Raw genomic sequence first — 24,928 nt, forward strand, 5'->3', positions numbered from 1 at the left:
CAGATATCATTGAGTGACCGGTGTTGAGAAATCCGGTGGTTTAGGGGGATAGAGCAACAATCGCACCACTCTTGCCAGGTTTGGCGGGAAATATAAAAAAATGTGAGGCGGCTCGAAACTTAAAGGCTTTTTGTGAATGAACTCACAGGTGCCAAATGAGAATTAAAATCACTCCTGAAAATTATTATTGTCAGCCCATTTATCACTTTTTCTCTTTTCTCAAAATCAGTGATTCCTTATCATTATGATAAAGAGTGCTGGAGAGATTAAATATTTGAACGCAATCGTTTAACTACATTTTCTAAATTTTAGTATACCTTTTTTGCGCTGTAATAAAGTCGTCCGGAGTATCAATATCTAAAATTATTTCTGCATTTTCTATCTCGACGGAATAATGAGCTCCCATAAGGAGTGCCTGACGCATATTGGTGACATTGGGTCGTTGGATTGCCTGCATCAAGCATGGTTTTGACACTAAAATCGGATGGCCGGGGATGCCATTATGGAGTGGCAGTATTGCGCCATCATTTCGTAACGACCAGATTTTTCTAAAAATATCGATGGTGAGGGTTGGCATGTCACCGTGGGTGAGAAAACAATGTTCTGTTTGCACTGCGGGTACTGCGGCCTTTACTGATGTTAGTAAACCCTGCGCATAATCTGGGTTGTGGATAATAGTGATATTGCTCTGGTTCGCATAACGTTCGTGCAGTTCATTACCACGATAGCCGGTGACTAAAATAATTCGGCTACAAAACTGCAACGCATTTTTGATACTTGTATCAAGAATTGTCCCCTGTTGCCAGGGTAACATCATTTTCCATTGCCCCATTCTTGATGATAATCCGGCAGCGGTAATTATACAGTCGATGGCTGACATAGTGGTTCCATTATTTATAGGGGCTAATAACGCCTGATAATTGCGTTACTTCCTGATGGATTAAGTTGGGGATAATTTATCCCAGAGAGGTCATAAAGACTCGTGAAAAGTATAGTTGACCCATCGGCATTAGTCATTGATTTAGGTGCGCAGAAACGTCCCACTGTGATTTCTGTTGTTGGTGCTGGGGGGAAAACCAGCTTGCTTTTTTGGCTGGCAGAACTGCTCCAGGCTAGCGGCAGGCGTGTGTTAATCACGACGACGACACATATGTTTATGCCAACGTCTCACTGGCCCGTGGTTTTCTGTCGTGATCCCGCCATGCTTCCTCATGCGTCTCTTACATCCCCCATTTCATTTTGTTTTCACAGCTGGAAAGCGAACCAGGGAAAAGTGCAGGGATTTACGCCAGAAGCGATTGATGCACTGGTGCAACGACCAGAGTGTGACGTAATTCTCATTGAAGCAGATGGCTCGCGTGGAATGCCGTTAAAAGCGCCTGATGAGCACGAACCTTGCATACCCAAAAGCAGTTGCTGCGTGATTGCTGTGATGGGAGGACATACTTTGGGCGCGAAAGTGAGCACAGAAAATGTCCATCGCTGGTCGCAGTTTGCTGATATTACCGGGTTAACACCTGATGCAACCTTGCAACTGAGCGATCTCGTTGCGCTGGTTCGCCACCCTCAGGGGGCGTTTAAAAACGTACCGCAAGGTTGTCGGCGAGTCTGGTTCATTAACCGTTTTTCTCAATGTGAGAATGCGATTGCACAAAGCGAGCTCCTTCAACCGCTGCAACAACACGACGTAGAGGCAATCTGGCTGGGCGATATACAAGAACATCCTGCAATCGCGCGCAGATTTGTGAATTAGCGGCCCGGGTATTCCGGGTTACTGAAAGGATATCCATTGAGGTTGGTATGAATATTTTCACAGAGGCTGCAAAACTCGAAGAGCAAAATTGTCCGTTTGCGATGGCGCAAATTGTTGATAGCCGAGGCTCGACTCCCCGCCATTCTGCACAAATGTTAGTGCGCGCCGATGGTTCTATCGTCGGTACAATTGGTGGCGGAATGGTTGAGCGGAAGGTGATTGAAGAGTCACTTCAGGCATTGCAGGAACGTAAGCCGCGATTATTCCATGGACGTATGGCTCGTAACGGTGCGGATGCTGTCGGGTCAGATTGTGGAGGTGCAATGTCAGTATTTATCAGCGTCCATGGTATGCGTCCACGTCTGGTGTTGATTGGCGCGGGGCATGTCAACCGGGCGATAGCCCAGAGTGCGGCGCTATTAGGATTTGATATTGCCGTTGCCGATATTTATCGCGAAAGCCTCAATCCTGAACTATTCCCTCCATCAACCACGCTTCTCCATGCTGAGTCGTTTGGTGCAGCAGTGGAAGCACTGGATATTCGCCCTGATAATTTTGTCCTGATTGCCACGAATAATCAGGATCGTGAAGCCCTCGACAAACTCATTGAACAGCCCATTGCATGGTTGGGGTTGCTGGCAAGTCGCCGCAAGGTTCAGCTTTTCCTGCGTCAATTGCGTGAGAAAGGCGTGGCTGAAGAACATATTGCCCGTTTACATGCGCCCGTTGGTTACAACATAGGTGCGGAAACGCCGCAGGAGATCGCCATCAGCGTGTTGGCAGAAATATTACAGGTGAAAAATAACGCGCCGGGTGGGCTGATGATGAAACCTTCTCATCCTTCCGGACACCAGCTGGTGGTGATTCGCGGTGCGGGAGATATCGCCAGTGGTGTGGCGCTACGTCTGTATCATGCGGGTTTTAAAGTGATCATGCTGGAAGTGGAAAAACCGACAGTGATTCGTTGTACGGTGGCGTTTGCCCAGGCCGTGTTCGATGGCGAAATGACGGTCGAAGGCGTCACTGCTCGCCTGGCAACCAGCTCTGCGGAAGCGATGAAACTTACCGAACGCGGATTCATCCCTGTGATGGTAGATCCCGCCTGTTCATTGCTTGATGAACTGAAACCGCTTTGCGTGGTGGACGCTATTCTGGCGAAACAGAATTTGGGAACGCGGGCAGATATGGCACCAGTAACAATCGCGCTTGGGCCGGGCTTTACTGCAGGGAAGGATTGTCATGCGGTAATTGAAACAAATCGCGGGCACTGGCTCGGTCAGGTGATTTACTCTGGTTGTGCGCAGGAGAATACCGGTGTTCCTGGCAATATTATGGGGCATACCACCCGACGGGTGATCCGTGCTCCTGCTGCAGGCATTATGCGATCCAACGTGAAATTAGGCGATCTGGTGAAAGAGGGCGATGTGATTGCCTGGATTGGTGAGCATGAAATTAAAGCACCGTTGACGGGGATGGTGCGTGGCTTGTTGAACGACGGCCTGGCAGTGGTCGGTGGTTTTAAAATTGGTGATATCGATCCTCGTGGTGAAACGGCTGATTTCACCAGCGTTTCTGATAAAGCCCGGGCGATTGGCGGCGGCGTACTTGAGGCGTTAATGATGTTGATGCATCAGGGCGTGAAAGCGACAAAAGAAGTGCTGGAAGTGGCTTAAATGAAAATGGCCGGATGGTATTACCCACCCGGCCTTAAAATTACTGACAAATCACCGTTCCGGTTTTGCCTTCAATCCCCTCTTTCGCTTTGCTCAATACGGTAATCAGTGCTTCACGACCTGCGCGAGAGCGAGCAAACGAGGCGGCAGCTTCCACTTTAGGCAGCATAGAACCTTTCGCAAAATGACCTTCTTCGATAAAGCGTTCAGCATCACTTAATGACAGGCGATCGAGCCACTGTTCATTCTCTTTACCGAAGTTAATGGCCACTTTTTCTACCGCAGTCAGAATGATCAGCATATCGGCATCAATCATTTCTGCTAAACGGGCGCTGGCCCAGTCTTTATCGATAACCGCGCTGGCACCACGCAGATGGTTACCTTCACGAATAACAGGAATACCACCACCGCCAACGGTGATCACCACCTGGCCTGCATCTACCAGAGCTTTAACCGTTTCTTTTTCAATAATATCAACCGGTTTTGGCGAGGCAACAACACGGCGATAGCCGCGACCAGCATCTTCTTTCAGAGTGTAACCCTGTTTTGTCAGTTGCTCTGCTTCTTGCTCGGTAAAGAACGAACCGATCGGCTTGGTCGGGTTGAGGAATGCCGGATCGTTAGCGTCGACTTCGACCTGAGTAACCAGCGTTGCTACCGGTTTATTAATGCCCCGAGAAAGCAGTTCTTCTCTTAAGGCGTTTTGTAGATCGTAACCAATATAACCCTGGCTTAAGGCAACGCAGACAGACATCGGCAGCATTGGCGAGTGCGCTTCAGTTTTTGCAGCAGCTTCAAAGGCCTGGTTAATCATGCCCACCTGCGGCCCGTTACCATGAGTGACGATAACTTCATGTCCTTGGGCAATTAAATCAACAATTGCCTGAGAAGTAATTTTTACCGCTTTCATTTGTCCGGCCAGGTCATCGCCCAGCGCATTCCCGCCCAGGGCGAGAACAATTTTCTTACTCATTTTTCCTCACTCATCATTCTTGATTGTGTATAGATCCCTGACAGTGGTTAGAGCACGGGAGGGACAAACGGTTTGCGTCGCAGGAAACGACCTCGCCCGGCTTTGCCTGTAAAGGTGCCGTCACAGAAAATCGTTTCACCACGGGATAAGGTTCTGACAATCGCGCCCTGACAGGTAAAACCCTCCCATGGCGAGTAGTCGGCGTTGTCGTGGAGATGGCGATGCTGAATTTGTTGGCTCTGACGTGGGTCGATAATCACCACGTCGCCATCGGAACCGGGCGCTAATAATCCTTTTTGCGGCCACAGGCCAAACAGCCTGGCGGGCATTGCGCTGGTTAATTCAACAAAGCGTTCCGGTGTTATACGTCCCGTCATCACGCCACTGGAAAACAGTAACTGCATGCGGTTTTCCACACCGGGTAAGCCATTTGGGCAGCGACTGAAATCGCCTTTAGAAATTTGCAGGCGTTGAGCCATCGAGAAGGTGCAGTGATCGGTCGCCACCACGTCAATCGCACCATCGCTGATGCCACACCACAGTTTGTCCTGCTCGCGTACGTTACGCAGCGGTGGGCTAAGAATGAACTTCATGCCGTCTTCTGTATCGTAACTGCGTTCGTCCAACAGGAGATATTGTGGGCAGGTTTCAACCCAGACTGGCTGGTGATTCGCACGGGCAAGACGCAGATAATCCAGACCTAAGCCGTTAGACAGGTGCACGATATAGAGCGGGGCGTTACCGGCAATTTGTGCCAGGTTAATCATGCGGGCGATGGCTTCCGCTTCGCATTCCAGAGGGCGACTCAAGGCATGATAGCGCGGCGCGGTTAACCCTGCGGCGATAAATTCCGCCCGCTTGCTGGCGATAGCCGCATCATTTTCCGGGTGCACGGTGGTCAGCGCGCCGGATTCATGCAGACGGCGTAATGCCTGCAAAACCTCGTCATCGTTGAGTTTGTATTGATAGGTTAAATAGAGTTTAAAACTGCTCAGTCCTTCCTCGACCATCATCGGGATTTCGTCGAGGATTGCGTGATTAATGTGCTGGATCACACCGTGAAAGCTGTAATCGATGACCGCTTTATGGGCGGCATAACCACGATAAACCTCCAGTTGATGGCGTAACCGACAGCCGTTTGGGCCAAATCCCATATGGTCAATAATGGTTGTTGTACCGCCACACGCAGCTGCGCGGGTACCGGTAAAAAAATCATCACAACTGCGCGCGATGCCGACATCAATATTGAAATGCGTATGGACATCCACGCCGCCAGGGAAAACGTAACAGCCAGTGGCATCAATTTCTTCATACGGGAGCTGCGGCGAAATATTGTTGCCCAACTGGCGAACAATCCCGCTTTCAATCAGCAAATCCTGTTTGGCTTGTCCATCTGCGTTAACGACAGTGCCGTTTTTGATCAATACGCGCATAGCAAACTCCAAAAACCCTCCGGCGAACCGGAGGGGAATAAGTGAAGAGTAATTACTCTGTTGCCAGCCAGCTTAACGGGATTGCAGCGTACATCGCGGCACAGGTCACCAGGTGAGATTTCCAGGTTTTTTCGTTAGGTGCATGCGCTTCAGGTTCTTTACCCGGGCCAAAGCCGATCACCGGAATGCCGTGACGGCCCATGATAGATACGCCGTTAGTTGAGAAGGTCCACTTATCAACAACCGGCGCTTTGCCAAACAGCCCTTCGTAGGCATTCACCAGTGCTTTAACGGTGAAGTGATCTTCTTCCACTTTCCAGGTCGGGAAGTAGCATTCGGTTGGGTAAACCAGGCCAGTCCAGGACGGACGGTCGTAGTTGTACATAGAAACAACCGCGTTAGCTTTCTGTACTGCAGGCAGGGCGCGGATTTCGTCCAGCGCGCCTTCCCAGGTTTCGCCCCAGGTCAGACGGCGGTCAATAGAGACGGCGCAGCTATCTGCTACAGCGCAACGGCTTGGGGATGTGAAGAAGATTTCAGAAACGGTGAGGGTGCCTTTGCCGAGGAATTCGTCATAACCCAGACGTTGGGAGAGTTCTTGTAATTCGCCAAGAATCGGACCCATTTTGAAAATGGCGTTGTCACCGCGTTCTGGCGCAGAACCGTGGCAGCTAACACCCTGAACATCAATACGAATTTCCATACGACCGCGCTGACCACGGTATATCTGGCAGTCGGTTGGTTCGGTACTGACCACAAATTCCGGGCGAATGCCGGATTGTTCAATAATGTACTGCCAGCACAGACCGTCGCAGTCTTCTTCCTGCACAGTACCGGTAACCAGCAGGGTATATTCATCTTCCAGACCGAGGTCTTTAATGATTTTACCGGCATAAACCATAGATGCCATGCCGCCTTCCTGGTCGGAAGTACCGCGACCACCGATTAGCTCATCAGTTTCCATGCCTTCGTACGGATCGAAGTCCCAGTTTTTGATGTTGCCAATGCCGACGGTATCGATATGAGCGTCCATTGCCACCAGACGCGGGCCGTGGCCGATATAACCGAGAACGTTGCCCATCGGGTCGATTTCAACTTTATCGAAGCCGACTTTTTCCATCTCTTCTTTAATACGATGTACTACGCGTTTTTCGTCGCAGCTTTCACTGGGAATAGCAACCATGTCGCGCAGGAAGCGAGTCATGTCCGCCTGGTAATCTTTTGCTTTTTCAAGAATCAGTTTGAATGGAATATTCTTAGCCATTATTTTTCTCCAGATTTTTTACTCCCCGTTTTGCAGGGAGCAGTTCCAATAGGGTGATTAAGGTGCTACAGCGTGTTTGCCTTCCCAGACAACTTCGCGGTAGTGCTTCACGTCGGTGTCGCCTTCAGTGCTGATAACCAGCACCACGGCATCTTTGTTCAGCGCCAGTTTTTCCATCAGGCTTTGACGTTGCGGGTGATAATGAACCGCTGCGAGAACGCCCAAACCGACAGCGCCGGATTCACCGGAGATGATGCGCGGGTCGTTGCCGTACGGATTACCCAGCACGCGCATACCTAATGCGGCAACGCTGTCCTGGCAGGAGATGAATTGGGTGGCGCAGTTACGTAGGATTTCCCAGCCCAGCGGGTTAGGTTCGCCACAGGCCAGGCCTGCCATGATGGTGGCCATATCACCGCCAACGTTGACGATGTCGCCTTTGACGCCGGAGCGATAAATACAGTCAGCTTTGTCAGGTTCAACAATAATGCTGTGCAGATTTTGCGGGCTATAGACGTCGACCAGATAACCCAGCACACCACCGGCCATTGCTCCGACACCGGCTTGCAGCAGAACGTGCGTCGGGGTTACGCCCATTTCACGCATTTGCTCGACGGCTTCATCTGCCAGGGTTGCGTAGCCTTGCATGATCCAGGTTGGGATTTTGGTGTAACCTTCCCATGCCGTGTCCTGTACCACTTCCCAGCCGTGCTGCTGCGCGTGTTGCATGGTCAGGCGAACGGTATCGTCATAGTTCATATCTGTGACGATGCACTCGGCACCGAGGTTCAGAATGGCGTCAACGCGTTCCTGAGCAGAACCTTTCGGCATGTAAATCACCGCATTCTGTCCGAGTTGCTGCGCTGCCCACGCCACACCGCGCCCGTGGTTGCCGTCGGTGGTGGTCGCGAAAGTCATTTTTTCGCCGATGGCATTTTTCAGGTGCTCAAATGACAGCGTTTCGATATCAAGATGATATTTTTCACACAATAATTGAGCGATGGCGTACGCACCGCCGAGCATTTTGAAGGCGTTCAGACCGAATCGTTTTGATTCGTCTTTGACAAGAATTTTCTTCACACCAAAAAGGTTTGCGAGATCGTCCAGCGCACAAAGCGGTGTTGGGCGATAACCAGCTATTTTCTGGTGGAACTGGCGCGCCAGTTTGGCCTGGCTTTGCGAAAAGAGCGGTGATGTTTCGCCGTTGAAAAATTTGTTATCGGCGATATCAATCTTCAATGAGAAAACGGACATATCCTATCCTTTTGGCCTCTGGAAATAGAGGGCCGACCAGCTGATCGGCCCGAGGGGTTATTTCACGCGTTCTTGCGCTTCTTTCAGCAGTTGCTCGAGCAGTGCACCTGGTTTGGCGTATTTACGGGACAGGATCATCGCGGCGATGATATAAGGCTTCCAGCTGGCTTCTTTGTAGGTTGCGATACGGTATTTTTCGAATACGCCTTCAGTCACTTCACCTTCTTTACAGGATACGCCGCTGATATCAGCTGGCAGGCAGTGCATGTACAGGGCTTCGCCATCACGGGTCAGTTCCATCATCTCTTCAGTACAATGCCAGTCTTTGTGTTGCGCGTTCTGTGCCAGACACTGTTTTTCCAGTGCTTTTAAGCCTTCGTGATCGTTAGCGCGCAGCAATTCGGTACGCTGTTCCATCACTTTGTAAGGTGCCCATGACTTCGGATAAACGATGTCTGCATCTTTGAACGCTTCTTCCATGCTGGTGACCTGACGGAAGCTACCGCCAGATGCTTTAGCATTGTTTTTCGCCACTTCAACCACATCCGGGATCAGGTCGTAGCCTTCCGGATGGGCCAGGGTGACATCCATACCGAAGCGAGTCATCAGACCGATGATGCCTTGTGGTACAGAGAGCGGTTTGCCATAGCTTGGAGAGTAGGCCCAGGTCATGGCGATTTTTTTACCTTTCAGGTTTTCCAGTGAACCAAAGTGTTCACGTAACCACGCGAGGTCAGCCATTGACTGAGTCGGGTGGTCAATATCGCATTGCAGGTTCACTAAAGCCGGACGCTGTGGCAGTACACCCTGCTTGTAACCGTCATCAAGTGCAGCGCCAACTTCACGCATATAGGCGTTGCCTGCGCCCAGAAACATATCGTCGCGAATACCAATAGCGTCGGCGCAGAAGGAGATCATATTGGCGGTTTCACGCACGGTTTCGCCGTGAGCGATTTGTGATTTGCCTTCGTCGAGATCTTGTTGTGCAAGGCCGAGCAGGTTAAGCGCGGAAGCATAAGAGAAGCGGGTACGGGTGGAGTTGTCGCGGAATACGGAAATACCTAATCCACTATTAAAGACTTTGGTTGAGATGTTTTCAGCACGCAGTGCTTTTAATGCTGCGGCAACGTCCAGTACTTGTTTCAGTTCATCTGGCGTCTGTTCCCACGTTAACAAAAAATCTTTCTCGTGAAGGTGAGAGGTCAGCGAATTGATATCCTTAATCAGCTCATTAACAGTTTTCATCATAAAGTCCCGGTAGTGGAATGACAGGCAAAGTGGTTTATTTCACTGTGACTTGCCAAAGTGATTGGTGTTTTCACAGCTATACCTGGGACTAACAATAAGTGTGCCAGAATTATCCACGGGGCTGCAAAAGACTAATTTGACGGATAATGTGTGGGGTTGATCACAAATTGATGCCAGCTTCCGGTTGTTTGTAAAATACGAAAACGTTTGGCTTTTTTTATCGCGTTATTTATTTGCTGCTAAGTATCAGAAATAAGATAAAGGGACAGGCTATCTCTCTTCAGTTTGATAAACTCACCGCCGTAATTCTCATATTGATATAGAAATGTGATATCTCTTCCATAATTTCATTAGAAAATGATAAAAATCTTATGTTTTTATCAAAGCCAATTTCGCCTGAGTTAATATCATCATGATCTGTGAACCATCAACGTCTTCAATGATCGACTTTTAAGTAAGTCTGGAAGGTAAAGCTATGGAGCTTGCTACTACGCAGTCAGTATTGATGCAAATTCAACCGACAATTCAGCGTTTTGCCAGAATGCTTGCCAGCGTTTTGCAGCTTGAGGTTGAGATCGTTGATGAAAACTTGTGTCGCGTCGCCGGAACGGGCGCGTATGGGAAGTTTCTTGGTCGCCAGTTGAGCGGCAACTCACGCCTGCTCCGCCACGTCCTGGAAACGAAAACTGAAAAAGTTGTGACACAGTCTCGCTTCGATCCCCTTTGCGAAGGTTGCGATAGTAAAGAAAATTGCCGCGAAAAAGCATTTCTGGGTACGCCTGTCATTTTACAGGATCGTTGTGTTGGGGTGATAAGTTTGATTGCCGTTACCCACGAGCAACAAGAGCATATCAGTGATAATTTACGCGAATTTTCTGATTATGTTCGCCATATATCCACCATTTTTGTTTCGAAACTTCTGGAGGATCAGGGGCCAGGAGATAACATCAGTAAAATATTCGCGACCATGATCGATAATATGGATCAGGGCGTATTAGTTGTTGATGATGAAAGTCGGGTTCAGTTTGTTAATCAGACTGCCTTAAAAACACTTGGTGTTGTACAAAATAATATTATTGGGAAACCTATCCGTTTCAGACCATTAACATTTGAGAGTAATTTTACTCATGGACATATGCAGCATATTGTTTCGTGGGACGATAAAAGTGAATTAATCATTGGTCAATTGCATAACATTCAGGGCCGACAATTATTTTTAATGGCATTTCACCAATCGCATACCAGTTTTTCTGTAGCAAATGCACCTGATGAACCACATATTGAACAATTGGTTGGCGAGTGCCGTGTTATGCGGCAATTAAAACGACTCATTAGCCGTATTGCACCCAGCCCATCCAGCGTTATGGTGGTTGGTGAAAGCGGCACGGGTAAAGAAGTCGTCGCCCGAGCAATCCATAAGTTGAGCGGAAGACGGAATAAACCCTTTATTGCTATCAACTGTGCCGCGATTCCGGAGCAGCTTCTGGAAAGCGAACTGTTCGGTTATGTTAAAGGCGCATTTACTGGCGCTTCTGCCAACGGTAAAACAGGGTTGATTCAGGCGGCGAATACGGGCACGCTGTTTCTCGATGAAATAGGTGATATGCCATTAATGTTGCAGGCTAAATTACTGCGCGCTATTGAGGCGCGTGAAATTCTGCCGATTGGTGCCAGTAGCCCAATACAAGTCGACATTCGCATCATTTCTGCAACTAATCAGAATTTGGCCCAGTTCATTGCCGAAGGTAAATTCCGCGAAGATCTCTTCTACCGACTTAATGTTATCCCGATAACTCTGCCACCGCTGCGTGAACGTCAGGAAGATATTGAACTATTGGTGCATTACTTTTTACATCTGCATACCCGTCGTCTGGGATCGGTTTATCCTGGCATTGCTCCCGATGTCGTCGAAATATTGCGTAAGCATCGTTGGCCCGGAAACCTGCGCGAGTTAAGCAATTTGATGGAATATCTGGTTAACGTAGTTCCTTCAGGTGAAGTTATCGACAGCACGCTATTGCCGCCAAATCTGCTGAATAATGGCACAACGGAGCAAAGTGATGTAACAGAGGTCAGTGAGGCGCACCTGTCACTCGATGATGCGGGCGGCACGGCGCTGGAGGAGATGGAAAAGCAAATGATCCGCGAGGCGCTTTCACGTCATAACAGCAAGAAGCAAGTTGCTGATGAACTGGGCATCGGCATTGCTACGCTCTATCGCAAGATTAAGAAATATGAGTTGTTAAACATATAACCTCAGTGAATCCGGCCTGAATTCAGGCCGGATATCCTTTTACTTCGTTTTCTCGCAATCCAGAACTGTATTTACAATCATCTGATACCCCGTGCAGCGACAAAGATTTCCCGCCAGTCCGCGACGAATTTCCGTAATGGTTAATGGCTTCTCGCGTGGTTTCGCCAGCATTGCCGTGGTAGCCATAATCAGGCCAGGCGTACAAAACCCGCACTGCACTGCGCCGGATTTCGCATAAGCCTGCTGAACATGAGAAAGTTTTCCGCCTTTCGCTTCACCTTCCAGCGTGCGGATCTCTTTTCCTTCAGCCCAGGCGGCAAGGTATAAGCAACTGTCTATTGCTGTGCCGTCGACCAACACCGTACAGGCACCACATTCACCCACGCAGCACCCTTGTTTGACACTTAGCAGTCCTTGTTCGCGGAGTAATTCCGAGAGCGGCGTGCCTGGTGCGGCGTGAAGCTGAAAAGGCATCCCGTTAATGGTGCATTCGATGGTAATTGTTTCGCTGTGATTCATTGCAATTTTCCCCCCGCCGCGGCGACGGCTTCGCTAATCACTTTTTTGGTCATCGTCTGGATGAGATGCAGACGAAACTCTTTACTGGCCCGCCATGAAGAACGCGGGGCGACATCTTGCAGGACAGATTCGCTGATAGCTTCCAGCGTTTGCAGGTTTAATGGCGCATTTTGTGCAGTCTGTTCGGCATGTTGGCAGCGAATCGGCGTTGGCGCGGCAACACCAAATGCCAGGCGTAATTCGCTGAAATTGCCGTTATCCAGTCGGCAATGTGCGGCGCAGCCAATCGTTGAAATATCCATTGCGTCGCGCATGGCATATTTAAAATGCGCGCTGCCCGCGTGTTCTTTCGGCTGTGGCGGAAAATGAAAGGCGACGAGGATTTCGTCATGCTCAAGAGACACTTTGCCCGGCCCGGTGTGAAAGCCATTAATCGGGACGAAACGAACACCGCGCGGGGAGTGGATCTCCAGTTTCGCGTCATAAATTAGCGTTGGCGTGGCAGAATCTGCGCTGGTGGCACCGTTGCAAATATTTCCACCGTAGGTAGCGACGTTACGGATCTGCGGTCCAGCAATGGACGTGGCCGCAGCACATAACGCCGGGAGATGACGTTGAGTTATAGGATCTTCTATTAGCTGGGTAAATGTCGTTGCAGAGCCGATACGTAGCGAGCCATCTTCCGCCAGCGTAATTCCCCGCAGCTCCGCCAGATTATGAATATCAACAATATGGCGATAACGGTCATTGTGATGGTGGAGCTGAATCAGTACGTCAGTGCCACCGGCGAGCAGTTTGGCCTGCGGGTTGTCAGCCAGCAGGTTGATGGCATCGGCAAGGGTTGCTGCGCGATGGTAAGAAGCAAAATCAAACATGATGTTATCCTCAAATCAATCCTGCCAGATGGAACTCTTCATATAACCGTTTTGGCGTCAGCGGCAGTGTATTGATTGCAACACCGGTAGCCATCTTCACCGCGTTACGAATAGCAGCGGCAACAGGAATTATTGGTGGCTCACCCAGTGACTTATGTCCGTATGCGGATTGCGGCTCATTGATTTCGACGAACGCGCTTTCCAGTTGTGGCAGATCCGGCATGGTCGGCATTTTGTAATCCAGCAGATTGGGGTTACGGACCACGCCGCTTTTAGCATCGATGATCATCTCTTCAAATAGCGCCCAGCCAATGCCCATTCCCATTCCGCCGTGTACCTGACCTTCTGCCAGCAGTGGATTAAGAATATGCCCTGAATCATGAACGTTGAGGATGCGGTTGATGATGACTTTGCACAGCGCAATATCGACCGTCAGATCAACAAAGGTACAGCCAAACGCCGGTGGGTTAGTGGTGGTTTTGATGGAGCTTTCAGCAGAGAGCTGCCCGCCGCGTTCAGGGTGGTAGAAAGCGTCCATCGCCAAATCTTTTAACGACATTAACGGCTCTTCCGGTCGTTCAACCAGCACGATATGGCCTTTTATCAGGGTCAGATTCATCGCTGACTGATGTAGCATGACTGCGGCGTGAGCGATGATTTTCTCTTTTAATAATAGTGCCGCACTGCGCAGCGCAGGCGCGGCAACATAGCTCTGGCGTGAGGCAAATGCGCCGGGATCGAACGGCGTAACGTCGGTATCTTGAGTTGAAATAACGCGAACGTCGCTGACCGGAACCCCCACGGTTTCTGCCACCATTTGCGAGAAGACGGTGTCGGCACCCTGACCGATTTCCGTCGCGCCGCTTTGCACGTTGATGGTTCCATCCTGATTCATCAGAAGGCGCGCGCCTGCTATTTCTACGCCGACAGGCCAGGTGTTAGAGGTGTAGCTAAAACAGGCGACGCCAACGCCGCGGCGCAAATTGCCTTGCTGGTTCTGGCATTCTGCACGGCGTTTTTCCCATTCAAAGATTTTCCGGCCTTTTTCAAGACACTCCGGCAACCCTGCGCTGTAAATACGTTTGCCCGTGAGCGGATTAGCATCTCCTTCGCGGGCGGCGTTGCGTAAACGAATTTCAACAGGATCAATACCTAACGCTGTCGCGGCGTCATCAAGCATAGACTCAACGGCAAATACGACTTGTGGCGCGCCATAACCACGCATCGCACCAGCCGAGGGGAGGTTGGTATAGCAGGTCTTTGAACTGTAAGCGTAGGCACAACGAGGATAAAGGTAAGCGACTTTATTCCCCCCCGCAGAAGCGATGGAGTGCCCGTGAGATGCATAAGCGCCGGTGTTAGACAGAACATCCAGACTATAACCTTTCAATGTTCCGTCGCGGTTCACGCCCATTTGCCCGTCAATGGTAAAAGCGTGGCGGGTACGGGTTGCGAGGAAACACTCTTCACGGCTAAGGGAAACTTTCACCGGAATGCCGCCAAGCTTGCTGGTCAGGAATGCCGCCATTGGCTCTTCCAGTACATCCTGTTTATTACCAAAACCGCCACCGACAAACGGTTTGATGACTCGTACGCATGACCAGGGAATATCCAGCGCCTGACCAACCACGCGGCGAACAATGTGCGGGATCTGGGTGCTGGAAACGATGGTAATTCGCGAGTCATCCTCCATCCACGCCAGCGATGTTACGCTTTCCATGTGACAATGTTGAATAACGGGGGTCTGATAGTGCCCCTGTACCTGGTAGTCGGCGGCATCGATTGTTTGTTGGACATTACCCGTCGACATCGTGCTTTGTTTCAGTAAATTGCCACCGTTATGGATTGGTGCAGCGTCTTCTGCCAGCGCCGCTTCTGGCGTGGTGATAACGGGTAATTCTTGCCACTCAATGCTGACCAATTGCGCCGCTTTTTCTGCCGTGAGTTCATCGCGGGCCACGACGATGGCAACGGCGTCACCATGATGACGAACATGGCGAGTTAGCAGTGCGCGATCGGCGGTATCGCGCTTGTTTTCGTCAAGTGTCCAGGCATGCCCAGCAGTAGCAAATGGAATATCAGGCACATCTTCCCAGGTAAAAATCGCCAGTACGCCCGGCAAACTTCTGGCTTGTTCATCATTAATACTTACGGCATAACCATGTGCGATAGGGCTACGTACATATTTCGCATAACACATGCCCGCCATAACATAATCGTCAGTATATCGTGCCCGCCCGGTGACCTTAGCAATGGCATCGACGCGCATGCATGATTCACCCGTAGCGGTTGCTTCCCGCGCTTCCATAGAAATCCCCTCGATTTGAACATTTGGTTCTTATGGCAAAGATTTAGTCTAAGCAGGCAAGATTTACGCCAGAAACGACGATAAGCGTTAGGGGAGGTAGGAAGTGTGATGACGTTAAAAAAACACAGATATGATACGAAACAGGACTCTGAATAGGGGCAGTGATACGTATCAATATGAGTGGCGATAAAATCAATGTGATAAATTGGGATTATTACGCATCAGGATGGGAAATAGGGTAAAAAGTCAGGAAGTTCGATACCTCTACAGCGAATATTTTGCTGATGATACTTCCCTTTGCCAAATGAAATTAACCTCTTTCTCTATTACCACGTTTTTCCAGAAGCAAGAGATTGGGTATCAAGAGGCTGGCTGCTATGATAAGGCGTCTTGTTTTTTAAGCGAGGAAAGATTTTGAGTGCGGGACGCCTGAATAAAAAATCTCTGGGTATCGTGATGTTGTTATCGGTTGGACTGCTTTTGGCGGGCTGTTCGGGTAGCAAATCATCCGATACAGGAACGTATTCCGGCTCCGTTTACACCGTGAAACGGGGGGATACGCTATATCGTATTTCGCGCACCACGGGAACCAGCGTAAAAGAACTGGCGCGACTGAACGGCATTTCCCCCCCTTACACCATTGAAGTTGGTCAGAAACTAAAACTAGGTGGGGCGAAAAGTAGCAGTAGTACACGTAAATCAACCGCCAAATCAACGACCAAAACCGCATCGGTTACACCGTCATCAGCGGTACCGAAATCTTCCTGGCCGCCAGTAGGGCAACGTTGTTGGTTATGGCCAACGACAGGGAAAGTTATCATGCCGTATTCGACAGCAGATGGCGGCAATAAAGGGATTGATATCTCAGCTCCACGGGGTACACCTATTTACGCCGCGGGTGCAGGAAAGGTGGTGTATGTGGGCAACCAGCTGCGTGGCTACGGTAATCTCATCATGATTAAACACAGTGAAGATTACATTACGGCTTACGCCCATAATGACACGATGCTGGTAAATAATGGGCAAAGCGTGAAGGCTGGGCAAAAAATCGCCACTATGGGGAGCACGGATGCGGCATCTGTTCGCCTGCATTTCCAGATTCGTTACCGTGCAACGGCAATTGATCCGCTACGTTACTTGCCGCCGCAGGGCAGCAAGCCAAAATGCTGATGGCGAATTAATCAGCAGTCAGCAGCGCGGCACTTGCTAAGGAGAGCGTAAGGTTTATAATGCCTTACGCATCTCGAAGCGGGCGTAGTTCAATGGTAGAACGAGAGCTTCCCAAGCTCTATACGAGGGTTCGATTCCCTTCGCCCGCTCCAATTTATCTTCACCTGATCAATCTGCCATTTTTGCTGTATCTGATTTTCTATATTATCTTAATTCAATCGCTTCAGACTTTTCGCAATCGCCGTAATACTTCCCCATTTTGTTGTAAATAAAAAGCGTTTACGCAATGCAATCCTTTTGTAACAACCCAGGTAAAACACCTTATTTTCAAGTTGTTAAATAAGTGGTTATCTACGCTTTTAACAAACGATTGATGGAATATTTTATGAAAGGGAAATCTGCATTAACTCTTCTGCTCGCTGGTATATTTTCGTGCGGCACATGCCAGGCGACAGGGGCAGAAGTGACGAGTGAATCTGTATTTAACATTCTTAATTCCACGGGGGCAGCAACAGATAAAAGTTATTTATCGTTAAATCCAGATAAGTATCCTAATTATCGTCTTTTGATTCACTCAGCCAAATTACAAAATGAAATAAAGAGCCACTATACCAAAGACGAAATTCAAGGATTGCTAACATTAACAGAAAACACACGAAAGTTAACGTTGACGGAGAAACCCTGGGGAACGTTTATTCTTGCTTCTACTTTCGAAGATGACAAAACAGCGGCAGAAACCCACTATGATGCTGTCTGGCTGAGGGATAGTTTATGGGGCTATATGGCATTAGTATCAGATCAGGGAAATAGTGTAGCCGCAAAAAAGGTTCTGCTCACCCTGTGGGATTATATGTCTACGCCCGACCAGATTAAGCGGATGCAGGACGTCATTAGCAACCCCAAACGACTGGATGGAGTTCCCGGGCAAATGAATGTTGTGCATATCCGATTTGACAGCAACTCCCCCGTGATGGCAGATGTGCAGGAAGAAGGCAAGCCGCAGCTGTGGAACCATAAACAAAATGATGCGTTAGGTCTTTATCTTGATCTCCTTATACAAGCAATCGACACTGATACAATTAACGCTGAAGATTGGCAAAAAGGTGACCGATTAAAATCGGTTGCGCTGCTGATTGCTTATCTGGATAAAGCCAATTTCTATGTTATGGAAGATTCCGGAGCATGGGAAGAAGATGCCCGATTAAACACATCTTCCGTTGCACTGGTGACCTCTGGACTGGAACGTTTGTCGAACTTACTCTCGAAGAAAGACTCTGTTTTTGTCTCTGATTTACTACGCGAAGCTAAAGCCAATGAACTGGATGAACCTCTTTCAACAACGAGGTTGAACCACCTCATAGATAAAGGTTATGAAAGAATAACGTTACAGCTTGATTTAGGGGGAGAATCCCCAGGTTATCTGGAAAAAGATAAACATTACAGAGAAGCCGATGCGGCTTTACTTAATGTTATTTATCCTGCAAATCTTGCAAAGATAAACACCAGAAGAAAAGAGCAGGTTCTAAAAATAGTTAAAAAACTAGCAGGTCCGTATGGTATAAAAAGATACGAGAAGGATAATTATCAGTCGGCAAATTTTTGGTTCAATGATATTAAAACCGATACCGATCAAAATTCACATGCGAAAAGAGAAAAGAGCTTCATTCCATCAACAGAAGCAGAATGGTTTTTTGACTCATGGTATGCAAAATCAGCAGCAATTGTTTATAAAGAATCAAGAAAGGAAGAGTATTTGAATGACTCAGTGCAATTTATGAATAGATCATTGGCCCAAATAACAGGCGAGAATATGATTGGTGCAAATGGCAGGAGTGTACCTGAAATGGCACTTCCCGAAAGCTATAACTATATCCACAAGTCGGGAACTTTGCATGAAGCGCCAAGCCCTATCATTCCGCTAAATTGGTCGAAAGCTTCAATGACTCTCATGTTGAAAGAGATGTCCAACCTTATCAATGATGAGGGAATTAAATAGTTTTCATAATGAGTTACAGCACAACGTTGGGTATTGACTGAGCAAGATGAACGACAAGGACAACGACATCAGCCTTATGAGGAGCAAGAAAATGAAAGCAAATTCGAAAACGATCAGAAGGATGAAAGTTAATGTTCGGTCTGAGGAAAGTAAATCGAAACACTCATACGTTTGAAACCACTTTTCAAAATTGGAAAGAAAATGGCGAAGATGTTGCATTATTAATGCCCGAATTTAGTGCTAAATGGTTACCGATAGCAGAAGAGAGTGGCAGCTGGTCTGGATGGGTATTGCTTGGAGAAATATTTCCCTTAATTTCATCTGAGCTCGCTGGGATGGCTTTAATGCCAGAAACGGAAAGGTTAATAGGGGAATGGCTCAGTTTATCCAGTTCCCCGTTAAATCTAAAGCATCCTGAACTAAAATATAATCGTTTGCACGTAGGTAAAGTATTTGATGGAGTATTGAGCCCTGCTCAACCACTAATAAGAATATGAACAGGGGAATTGAATCTTTGGTTAGATAAAGTCACAGTCTGCCAATACGGAAACGCTCCAGTGTTAGACAAAAAATCATTATATTGGTCCATTCATTTTGTAATTGGATTTAGTAAAACATGTTACAGAAGTCTTGTTGATATTGAAGTTGGTGATGTTTTATTAATCTCAAATAATTTGGCTTATGCGGTTATTTATAATACAAAAATTTGTGATTTAATTTATCCAGAGGAGTTAAAAATGGCTGATCATTTTGAGTACGAGGAAGATTTTGAAACAGATGATTTTGATATCAAAAAAAACGAGAGTGAGATTTATGATGAAAATGACGAACAGATGATTAATAGTTTTGAAGAGTTGCCTGTAAAAATTGAGTTTGTTCTTGGTAAGAAAATAATGAATCTATATGAAATAGACGATCTCTGTGCAAAAAGAATAATATCTCTGCTTCCTGAATCTGAGAAAAATATAGAGATACGTGTAAATGGTGCGCTAACTGGCTATGGCGAACTTGTTGAAGTGGATGATAAATTGGGCGTAGAAATTCATTCTTGGTTATCAGGGAATAATAATGTCAAATAGCATTTCGCTGATAGCGATATTATCATTATTTACACTATTGCCGTTTATAATAGCATCCGGGACATGTTTTATTAAATTCTCGATTGTTTTTGTTATTGTCCGAAACGCGCTGGGACTTCAGCAAGTGCCATCAAATATGACACTTAATGGGGTTGCTTTGCTATTGTCAATGTTCGTAATGATGCCGGTTGGGAAGGAAATATATAATAACAGTCAGAATGAGAATCTTTCATTCAATAATGTAGCATCGGTTGTTAATTTTGTTGAGACAGGCATGAGTGGTTATAAATCATATTTGATAAAATATTCTGAACCTGAGTTGGTTAGCTTTTTTGAAAAGATTTAGAAGGTGAATAGTTCTGAAGACAATGAAGAGATAATCGATGATGATAATATTTCAATTTTCTCGTTACTGCCCGCATATGCATTGAGTGAGATAAAAAGTGCATTTATTATAGATTTTTATATCTATTTACCCTTTGTCGTAGTGGATCTGGTTATATCCAGCGTTCTGTTAACGTTAGGTATGATGATGATGAGTCCGGTAACCATATCTACACCGATAAAATTAATTTTGTTTGTCGCGATGGACGGTTGGACAATGTTATCAAAAGGGCTCATTTTACAATATTTTGACCTATCCATTAATCCCTGAGGAAAAAATATGGACGATATTGTTTTTGCGGGGAATAGGGCGCTGTATCTGATTTTAGTTATGTCTGCAGGACCTATTGCAGTTGCGACATTTGTTGGTTTATTGGTAGGGCTTTTTCAAACGGTAACGCAGTTGCAAGAACAGACGTTGCCATTTGGCGTGAAATTATTGTGCGTAAGTATTTGCTTTTTTTTAATGAGCGGGTGGTATGGTGAAAAATTATATTCATTTGGTATCGAAATGCTGAATTTAGCATTCGCGAGAGGATAGCATGGGGGAGGCGATACTCTATCAGTTGCATAGTCTGCTGGCTGCTACAGCGCTCGGTTTTTGCCGATTGGCACCAACTTTCTATTTGTTACCATTTTTCGCCAGTGGGAATATACCAACAGTAGTTCGTCACCCAATAATAATAGTGGTATCATGTGCATTAGTTCAGCATTACCACTATGAATTATTGAACTTAAATGAAATCGATATTGCTTTGTTCGCTGCCAGAGAAATTATCATAGGGCTGTTTATTGCATGCTTATTAGCATCCCCGTTTTGGATGTTCCTTGCTATAGGTAGCTTTATCGATAACCAACGCGGTGCAACATTAAGTAGTACTTTGGATCCGGCTACAGGTGTCGATACCTCGGAATTAGCAAGATTATTTAACCTTTTCTCTGCTGCGGTTTATCTTACTAAAGGTGGAATGAACTTTATTCTGGAAACTCTTTGGCAAAGTTATAATTTATGGCCTTCAGGCAATTTTAATTTTCCTAAATTAGAGCCTTTATTCTCATATATTAATAACATAATGACTCATACTATCGTTTACGCAAGCCCCGTGATTGCCGTTATGCTGGGCGGTGAGGCTGTCCTGGGATTGCTGGCATGTTATGCTTCACAACTAAATGCTTTTGCCATTTCACTGACTGTCAAAAGTGCGCTGGCATTTTTAATATTAATTATTTATTTTGCCCCAATACTGGCTGAACGAGTAATGCCGTTATCCTTTTTCCCAGAACAATTGCAACTATACATTGAGAAATAGAGTGTTTCATGGCCAATAAAACTGAAAAGCCAACACAAAAGAAACTCCAGGATGCTTCTAAAAAAGGGCAAATTCTAAAAAGTAGAGACTTAACCATCTCTGTAATAATGCTTGTGGGTACTTTATATCTCGGATATGTTTTTGATGTGCATCACATTATGTCGATTCTTGAATACATCCTTGATCATAACGCTAAACCAGATATTTGGGACTATTTTAAAGCTATGGGGGTTGGTTGGTTGAAAACGAACATTCCTTTTTTGCTGGTTTGCATGTTCACAACAATACTTGTCTCCTGGTTTCAAAGTAAAATGCAATTAGCAACTGAAGCTGTTAAATTTAAGTTTGATTCATTGAATCCAGTAAATGGCTTAAAGCGTATATTTGGCTTAAAAACCGTAAAAGAATTTGTTAAAGCAATTCTTTATATTGTTTTTTTTGCATTGGCGATCAAAGTATTTTGGAGTAATCATAAATCACTGCTTTTTAAAACTCTTGATGGAGATATCATATCTTTATTATCAGATTGGGGAGAGATGCTATTCCTTCTCATACTGTATTGTCTCGGCAGTATGATAATTGTCTTAATTTTTGATTTTATCGCTGAATATTTTTTATTTATGAAAGATATGAAAATGGATAAACAAGAAGTTAAAAGAGAATACAAGGAGCAAGAAGGAAATCCAGAAATTAAGTCTAAACGCAGAGAGCGCATCAGGAAATTCTTTCTGAGCAATTGAAGTCTGATGTCAGTAATAGTCGTTTGATGATTTCCAACCCTACTCACATTGCAATAGGGATATACTTTAAGCCACATCTTTCACCTATTCCATTGATTTCTGTAAGAGTAACTAATGAGGTGGCCTTAGGCGTAAGGAAATATGCAAAGGAAATCGGAATACCAATTATCACAGATAAAAAATTAGCACGAAAAAATTATGCTACCCATCGTCGCTACGATTATGTTAGCTTCGAAAATATAGATGAAATATTACGTCTTCTGCTGTGGCTTGAAGATGTGGAGAATGCTGGGCAACCTGTTCAAGATGAACAGCTCTCTTCAGAAGATAAATTCATTGAGGGTGAAGACACAAAAATCGAGAATAAAGACGATAATTTAAAAAATTAAACATCTGTCGTAGTCAGAAATTTATAAGAATCTACACGCAAAAAGCGTGTAGATCCTTATTTAATGAGTTAAACGATCTTGTGAAATGATAAGCAATTGATACATACTCATCTCTTTATAAGCTGGAACTGTAGTAACCTGTGCAAATTCGCGATATAGCTTTTGCTCCAGTTCTGCTGATGATATATATTCCGGGTGTTCGATAAAGAACTGTCTTGCATCTACTATCGCTTGGGATTCGCCACTTCTTTTATTTTGATTCTCCTTTAATGAATTTTCTCTGGTGCATGCAGAGAGCAACGATATCAGCGCGATGGTTATTATGATGTTACTATTATATCCTACTAATGACATATCAACTTTCTCTTACGCAAGATTGGAGTTTAAAATAATGTTTATCCCATTCACAGAGTGCTATAAACAACTAAACAGTACCTTTTATGTTAAGTTTATTTAGGGCTCTTATTTTGTGATATGATATTGTTTTATAATCAATTCCTTTAATAATGGCTATTTGTTTTAACGAGTAAGAAACACATAACCGCAGGATATCTATCTCATCATGGATAAGTGGTTCTTGTGTGGAATACACATTTTGTGTATGAAGATTTGAAACCAGGAAATGCGTTAAATCAGATAATGTAATATTCTTATTGATCCTGATGAAATTGTTGCTCAAAAGGATGTTTACAGGTTCTGTATTTGGTTTGAGATTTCGATGTTGATGCTCATCAATAACAACGAACGAATGTCCAAGATCAACCAACGCAACTAAATCGCTGTAATATTCTTTTTGGGATGCTAATAATGCATTAGTGCCTACAGTGAAGTAGACATCACTGGAAAAGACTTGCATATGCCCACCTGTACTCTAAAATCATTTAGGGTAAATATTACGTGTAAAATTTAAAATAAGAGTGATTGTTATATTTGCTTAACATTGAGGGAATAGGGTTTATACCTTAAATTGTAAATAAAGTTATGCATAGAGGCATTTAAAATAGTTCTCGAAATTATAATTTTTTTATTCTGTGTCATCATAATTTGGTCATGAAATTTCCGTCTTGTTACACTACTCTAAACTAGAGCTTATGGAATTAGCGGGTGGTATTCATGGAAAATAATGATAAATTCTTATCACAAGACTTATTGGAATCTTATGCCATTCGTTTGTTGAGCGGACCATTGAATGGATGCGAGTATGAAATACTTAATGGGCGTCTACTTGTTATCATTGGTAATGATGTTTCGTTAGGAAGAAGTGATGCTTTTTCTGAGTTACCAGAAAACACAATAGTCGTTCCTTATGGCGAGCTTACAGGTAGTTTTGAGATAATAATTACTACCGACCCTGATCTGGTAGTAACATTCAGAGAATTAACAGCACAAGAACCTGAAGATAGAACGTTAACATTGAATCAGCAAATAGAAGTTTTAGGTCTCAAATTTGCTGTAAAAGAAAAAAATGAAGTTTGGCAGTATTCATTGCCAGGCATTATTGAAAATAACATTATTTCTACAAAACAACATTTCTTTAGCAGTAAGCTGTTTAAGTATGTAATGCTTTTTTTTTCTTTTTGCTATCATTTTTATTGCTTTTTATATTGTTAATGCTAGTAATGATCCGCAGCTGAGACATATCGATAAAATTCTTGTAAACAAAAACAGGAATTATGAAGTTTTATATGGTAGAGATCATGTTATCTATATTAATATCAATATTTTGGATGAAGCAGTCTGGGTCAAACAAGCACTGGAAAAAAATCAACCAGGAAAGCCAGTACGGGTGATAAATCCTGATGATGAATCGATACGAATTTTTTCATGGCTTGCTGATAATTTCCCTGATTTACAATATTTTAAACTTCAACTATTAGATGCCAGTAATCTAAGATTGACAGTGAGTAAGCAACGGAACGCTATCACACAGCAACTAATCGATAATCTTATTAAAGGATTACTGCAAACTATGCCATATGCCAGCAATATAAGTATTGCGGTATTAGATGATAATGTATTGGAAAGTCAGGCTATTGAAACGTTGTCAGCGATAGGTCTTTCTTATGAAAAATATAAAACAGCTAACAATGTGTATTTCAATATCATTGGTACGTTAAGTGACAGTGAATTAAATAAAATTAATAACTATGTTGACGAATATTATAAACAATGGGGTAAACAATATGTAAGATTTAATGTGAATTTGAAAAATCAGGACACAAATAATAGTTCATTTAGCTACGGAGATAACCGATTCGAGAAGTCTCAAGGTAGCAACTGGACATTTCAGGAATAATTGAGGAGGA

Annotated in this window: 17 protein-coding genes, 1 tRNA gene and 6 pseudogenes; 13 read left to right on the plus strand and 11 right to left on the minus strand. The window is 45.4% G+C overall.

Going from position 1 to position 24,928, the window contains the following annotated elements; genetic code table 11:
- Positions 1–301: 301 nt before the first annotated feature.
- Positions 302–880: a molybdenum cofactor cytidylyltransferase gene (gene mocA, locus ACJHXA_RS05055; RefSeq protein WP_001272856.1), complete on the minus strand. Its 579-nt coding sequence runs from the start codon at positions 878–880 to the stop codon at positions 302–304.
- 102 nt (positions 881–982) lie between these two features.
- Here mocA and yqeC point away from each other — a divergent pair, with 102 nt between their 5' ends.
- Together yqeC and yqeB are read left to right on the plus strand one after the other, a co-directional pair.
- Entirely contained in the window at positions 983–1,753 is a 771-nt protein-coding gene (gene yqeC, locus ACJHXA_RS05060) for a selenium cofactor biosynthesis protein YqeC (protein ID WP_001298920.1), read from the plus strand.
- A gap of 47 nt (positions 1,754–1,800) precedes the next feature.
- Entirely contained in the window at positions 1,801–3,426 is a 1,626-nt protein-coding gene (yqeB, locus tag ACJHXA_RS05065) for a selenium-dependent molybdenum cofactor biosynthesis protein YqeB (protein ID WP_001020381.1), read from the plus strand.
- A gap of 40 nt (positions 3,427–3,466) precedes the next feature.
- Here yqeB and arcC read toward each other — a convergent pair whose 3' ends face one another.
- Genes arcC through ygeW form a run of 5 tightly spaced genes read right to left on the minus strand, consistent with a single transcriptional unit; the run spans position 3,467 to position 9,595 of the window.
- Complete coding sequence (gene arcC, locus ACJHXA_RS05070) at positions 3,467–4,399, minus strand: carbamate kinase (protein WP_000037992.1); 933 nt, start codon at positions 4,397–4,399, stop codon at positions 3,467–3,469.
- A gap of 47 nt (positions 4,400–4,446) precedes the next feature.
- Positions 4,447–5,832, minus strand: coding sequence for a D-phenylhydantoinase (hyuA, locus tag ACJHXA_RS05075; RefSeq protein WP_001264452.1), 1,386 nt, complete (start codon positions 5,830–5,832; stop codon positions 4,447–4,449).
- A 52-nt stretch (positions 5,833–5,884) separates the two neighbouring features.
- Complete coding sequence (locus tag ACJHXA_RS05080) at positions 5,885–7,096, minus strand: YgeY family selenium metabolism-linked hydrolase (protein ID WP_001107117.1); 1,212 nt, start codon at positions 7,094–7,096, stop codon at positions 5,885–5,887.
- Positions 7,097–7,153: 57 nt separating this feature from the next.
- Entirely contained in the window at positions 7,154–8,350 is a 1,197-nt protein-coding gene (gene dpaL / locus ACJHXA_RS05085) for a diaminopropionate ammonia-lyase (protein WP_000110493.1), read from the minus strand.
- Between the two features lie 57 nt (positions 8,351–8,407).
- Positions 8,408–9,595 (minus strand): knotted carbamoyltransferase YgeW, encoded by a 1,188-nt coding sequence (ygeW, locus tag ACJHXA_RS05090; RefSeq protein ID WP_001406073.1) that lies wholly within the window; start codon positions 9,593–9,595, stop codon positions 8,408–8,410.
- Between the two features lie 478 nt (positions 9,596–10,073).
- Between ygeW and ACJHXA_RS05095 the strand changes: the two genes are divergently transcribed.
- On the plus strand, positions 10,074–11,852 hold the full coding sequence (locus ACJHXA_RS05095; RefSeq protein WP_000417807.1) for a sigma-54 interaction domain-containing protein: 1,779 nt from the start codon (positions 10,074–10,076) through the stop codon (positions 11,850–11,852).
- A 39-nt stretch (positions 11,853–11,891) separates the two neighbouring features.
- Here the strand turns inward: ACJHXA_RS05095 and xdhC are convergent, their stop codons facing one another.
- Genes xdhC through xdhA form a run of 3 tightly spaced genes read right to left on the minus strand, consistent with a single transcriptional unit; the run spans position 11,892 to position 15,554 of the window.
- Entirely contained in the window at positions 11,892–12,371 is a 480-nt protein-coding gene (xdhC, locus tag ACJHXA_RS05100) for a xanthine dehydrogenase iron sulfur-binding subunit XdhC (protein WP_001016605.1), read from the minus strand.
- Positions 12,368–13,246 carry a xanthine dehydrogenase FAD-binding subunit XdhB gene (gene xdhB, locus ACJHXA_RS05105; protein WP_000459182.1) on the minus strand — a complete coding sequence of 293 codons (879 nt, stop codon included), beginning with the start codon at positions 13,244–13,246 and terminating at the stop codon, positions 12,368–12,370. Before xdhB ends, xdhC begins: the two co-directional genes overlap by 4 nt.
- A gap of 10 nt (positions 13,247–13,256) precedes the next feature.
- Positions 13,257–15,554 (minus strand): xanthine dehydrogenase molybdenum-binding subunit XdhA, encoded by a 2,298-nt coding sequence (gene xdhA / locus ACJHXA_RS05110; RefSeq protein ID WP_000388148.1) that lies wholly within the window; start codon positions 15,552–15,554, stop codon positions 13,257–13,259.
- A 414-nt stretch (positions 15,555–15,968) separates the two neighbouring features.
- Between xdhA and actS the strand changes: the two genes are divergently transcribed.
- From actS to ACJHXA_RS05155, 9 genes and pseudogenes are all read left to right on the plus strand, one after another.
- Positions 15,969–16,724: an amidase activator ActS gene (gene actS, locus ACJHXA_RS05115; RefSeq protein WP_001272558.1), complete on the plus strand. Its 756-nt coding sequence runs from the start codon at positions 15,969–15,971 to the stop codon at positions 16,722–16,724.
- Between the two features lie 78 nt (positions 16,725–16,802).
- Positions 16,803–16,876: transfer RNA gene (locus ACJHXA_RS05120), tRNA-Gly, on the plus strand.
- Between the two features lie 233 nt (positions 16,877–17,109).
- Positions 17,110–18,720: a glycoside hydrolase family 15 protein gene (locus ACJHXA_RS05125; RefSeq protein ID WP_000676929.1), complete on the plus strand. Its 1,611-nt coding sequence runs from the start codon at positions 17,110–17,112 to the stop codon at positions 18,718–18,720.
- A 12-nt stretch (positions 18,721–18,732) separates the two neighbouring features.
- Positions 18,733–18,852: pseudogene (locus tag ACJHXA_RS05130) on the plus strand (type III secretion protein); the annotation flags it as partial.
- A pseudogene (locus ACJHXA_RS05135) lies at positions 18,812–19,799 on the plus strand (YscQ/HrcQ family type III secretion apparatus protein). The pseudogenes ACJHXA_RS05130 and ACJHXA_RS05135, both read left to right, overlap by 41 nt.
- Positions 19,789–20,454, plus strand: a pseudogene (locus ACJHXA_RS05140) (EscR/YscR/HrcR family type III secretion system export apparatus protein). Before ACJHXA_RS05135 ends, ACJHXA_RS05140 begins: the two co-directional pseudogenes overlap by 11 nt.
- A gap of 9 nt (positions 20,455–20,463) precedes the next feature.
- A complete protein-coding gene (locus ACJHXA_RS05145; RefSeq protein ID WP_000341004.1) occupies positions 20,464–20,724 on the plus strand; it encodes an EscS/YscS/HrcS family type III secretion system export apparatus protein in 261 nt (86 codons plus the stop codon).
- Between the two features lies 1 nt (position 20,725).
- Complete coding sequence (gene sctT, locus ACJHXA_RS05150) at positions 20,726–21,493, plus strand: type III secretion system export apparatus subunit SctT (protein ID WP_000503294.1); 768 nt, start codon at positions 20,726–20,728, stop codon at positions 21,491–21,493.
- Positions 21,494–21,501: 8 nt separating this feature from the next.
- Positions 21,502–22,622, plus strand: a pseudogene (locus tag ACJHXA_RS05155) (EscU/YscU/HrcU family type III secretion system export apparatus switch protein).
- Positions 22,623–22,682: 60 nt separating this feature from the next.
- Here the strand turns inward: ACJHXA_RS05155 and ACJHXA_RS05160 are convergent.
- Positions 22,683–22,976 carry a hypothetical protein gene (locus tag ACJHXA_RS05160; protein ID WP_001566866.1) on the minus strand — a complete coding sequence of 98 codons (294 nt, stop codon included), beginning with the start codon at positions 22,974–22,976 and terminating at the stop codon, positions 22,683–22,685.
- 1 nt (position 22,977) lies between these two features.
- Positions 22,978–23,478 (minus strand): annotated as a pseudogene (locus ACJHXA_RS05165) (helix-turn-helix transcriptional regulator).
- A 257-nt stretch (positions 23,479–23,735) separates the two neighbouring features.
- On the opposite strand from ACJHXA_RS05165, the pseudogene ACJHXA_RS05170 reads away from it, so the two are divergent.
- Positions 23,736–24,918, plus strand: a pseudogene (locus ACJHXA_RS05170) (PrgH/EprH family type III secretion apparatus protein).
- Positions 24,919–24,928 lie beyond the last annotated feature (10 nt).

It is taken from the genome of Escherichia sp. WS33 (assembly GCF_046486385.1).
Lineage (GTDB): Bacteria > Pseudomonadota > Gammaproteobacteria > Enterobacterales > Enterobacteriaceae > ECMA0423.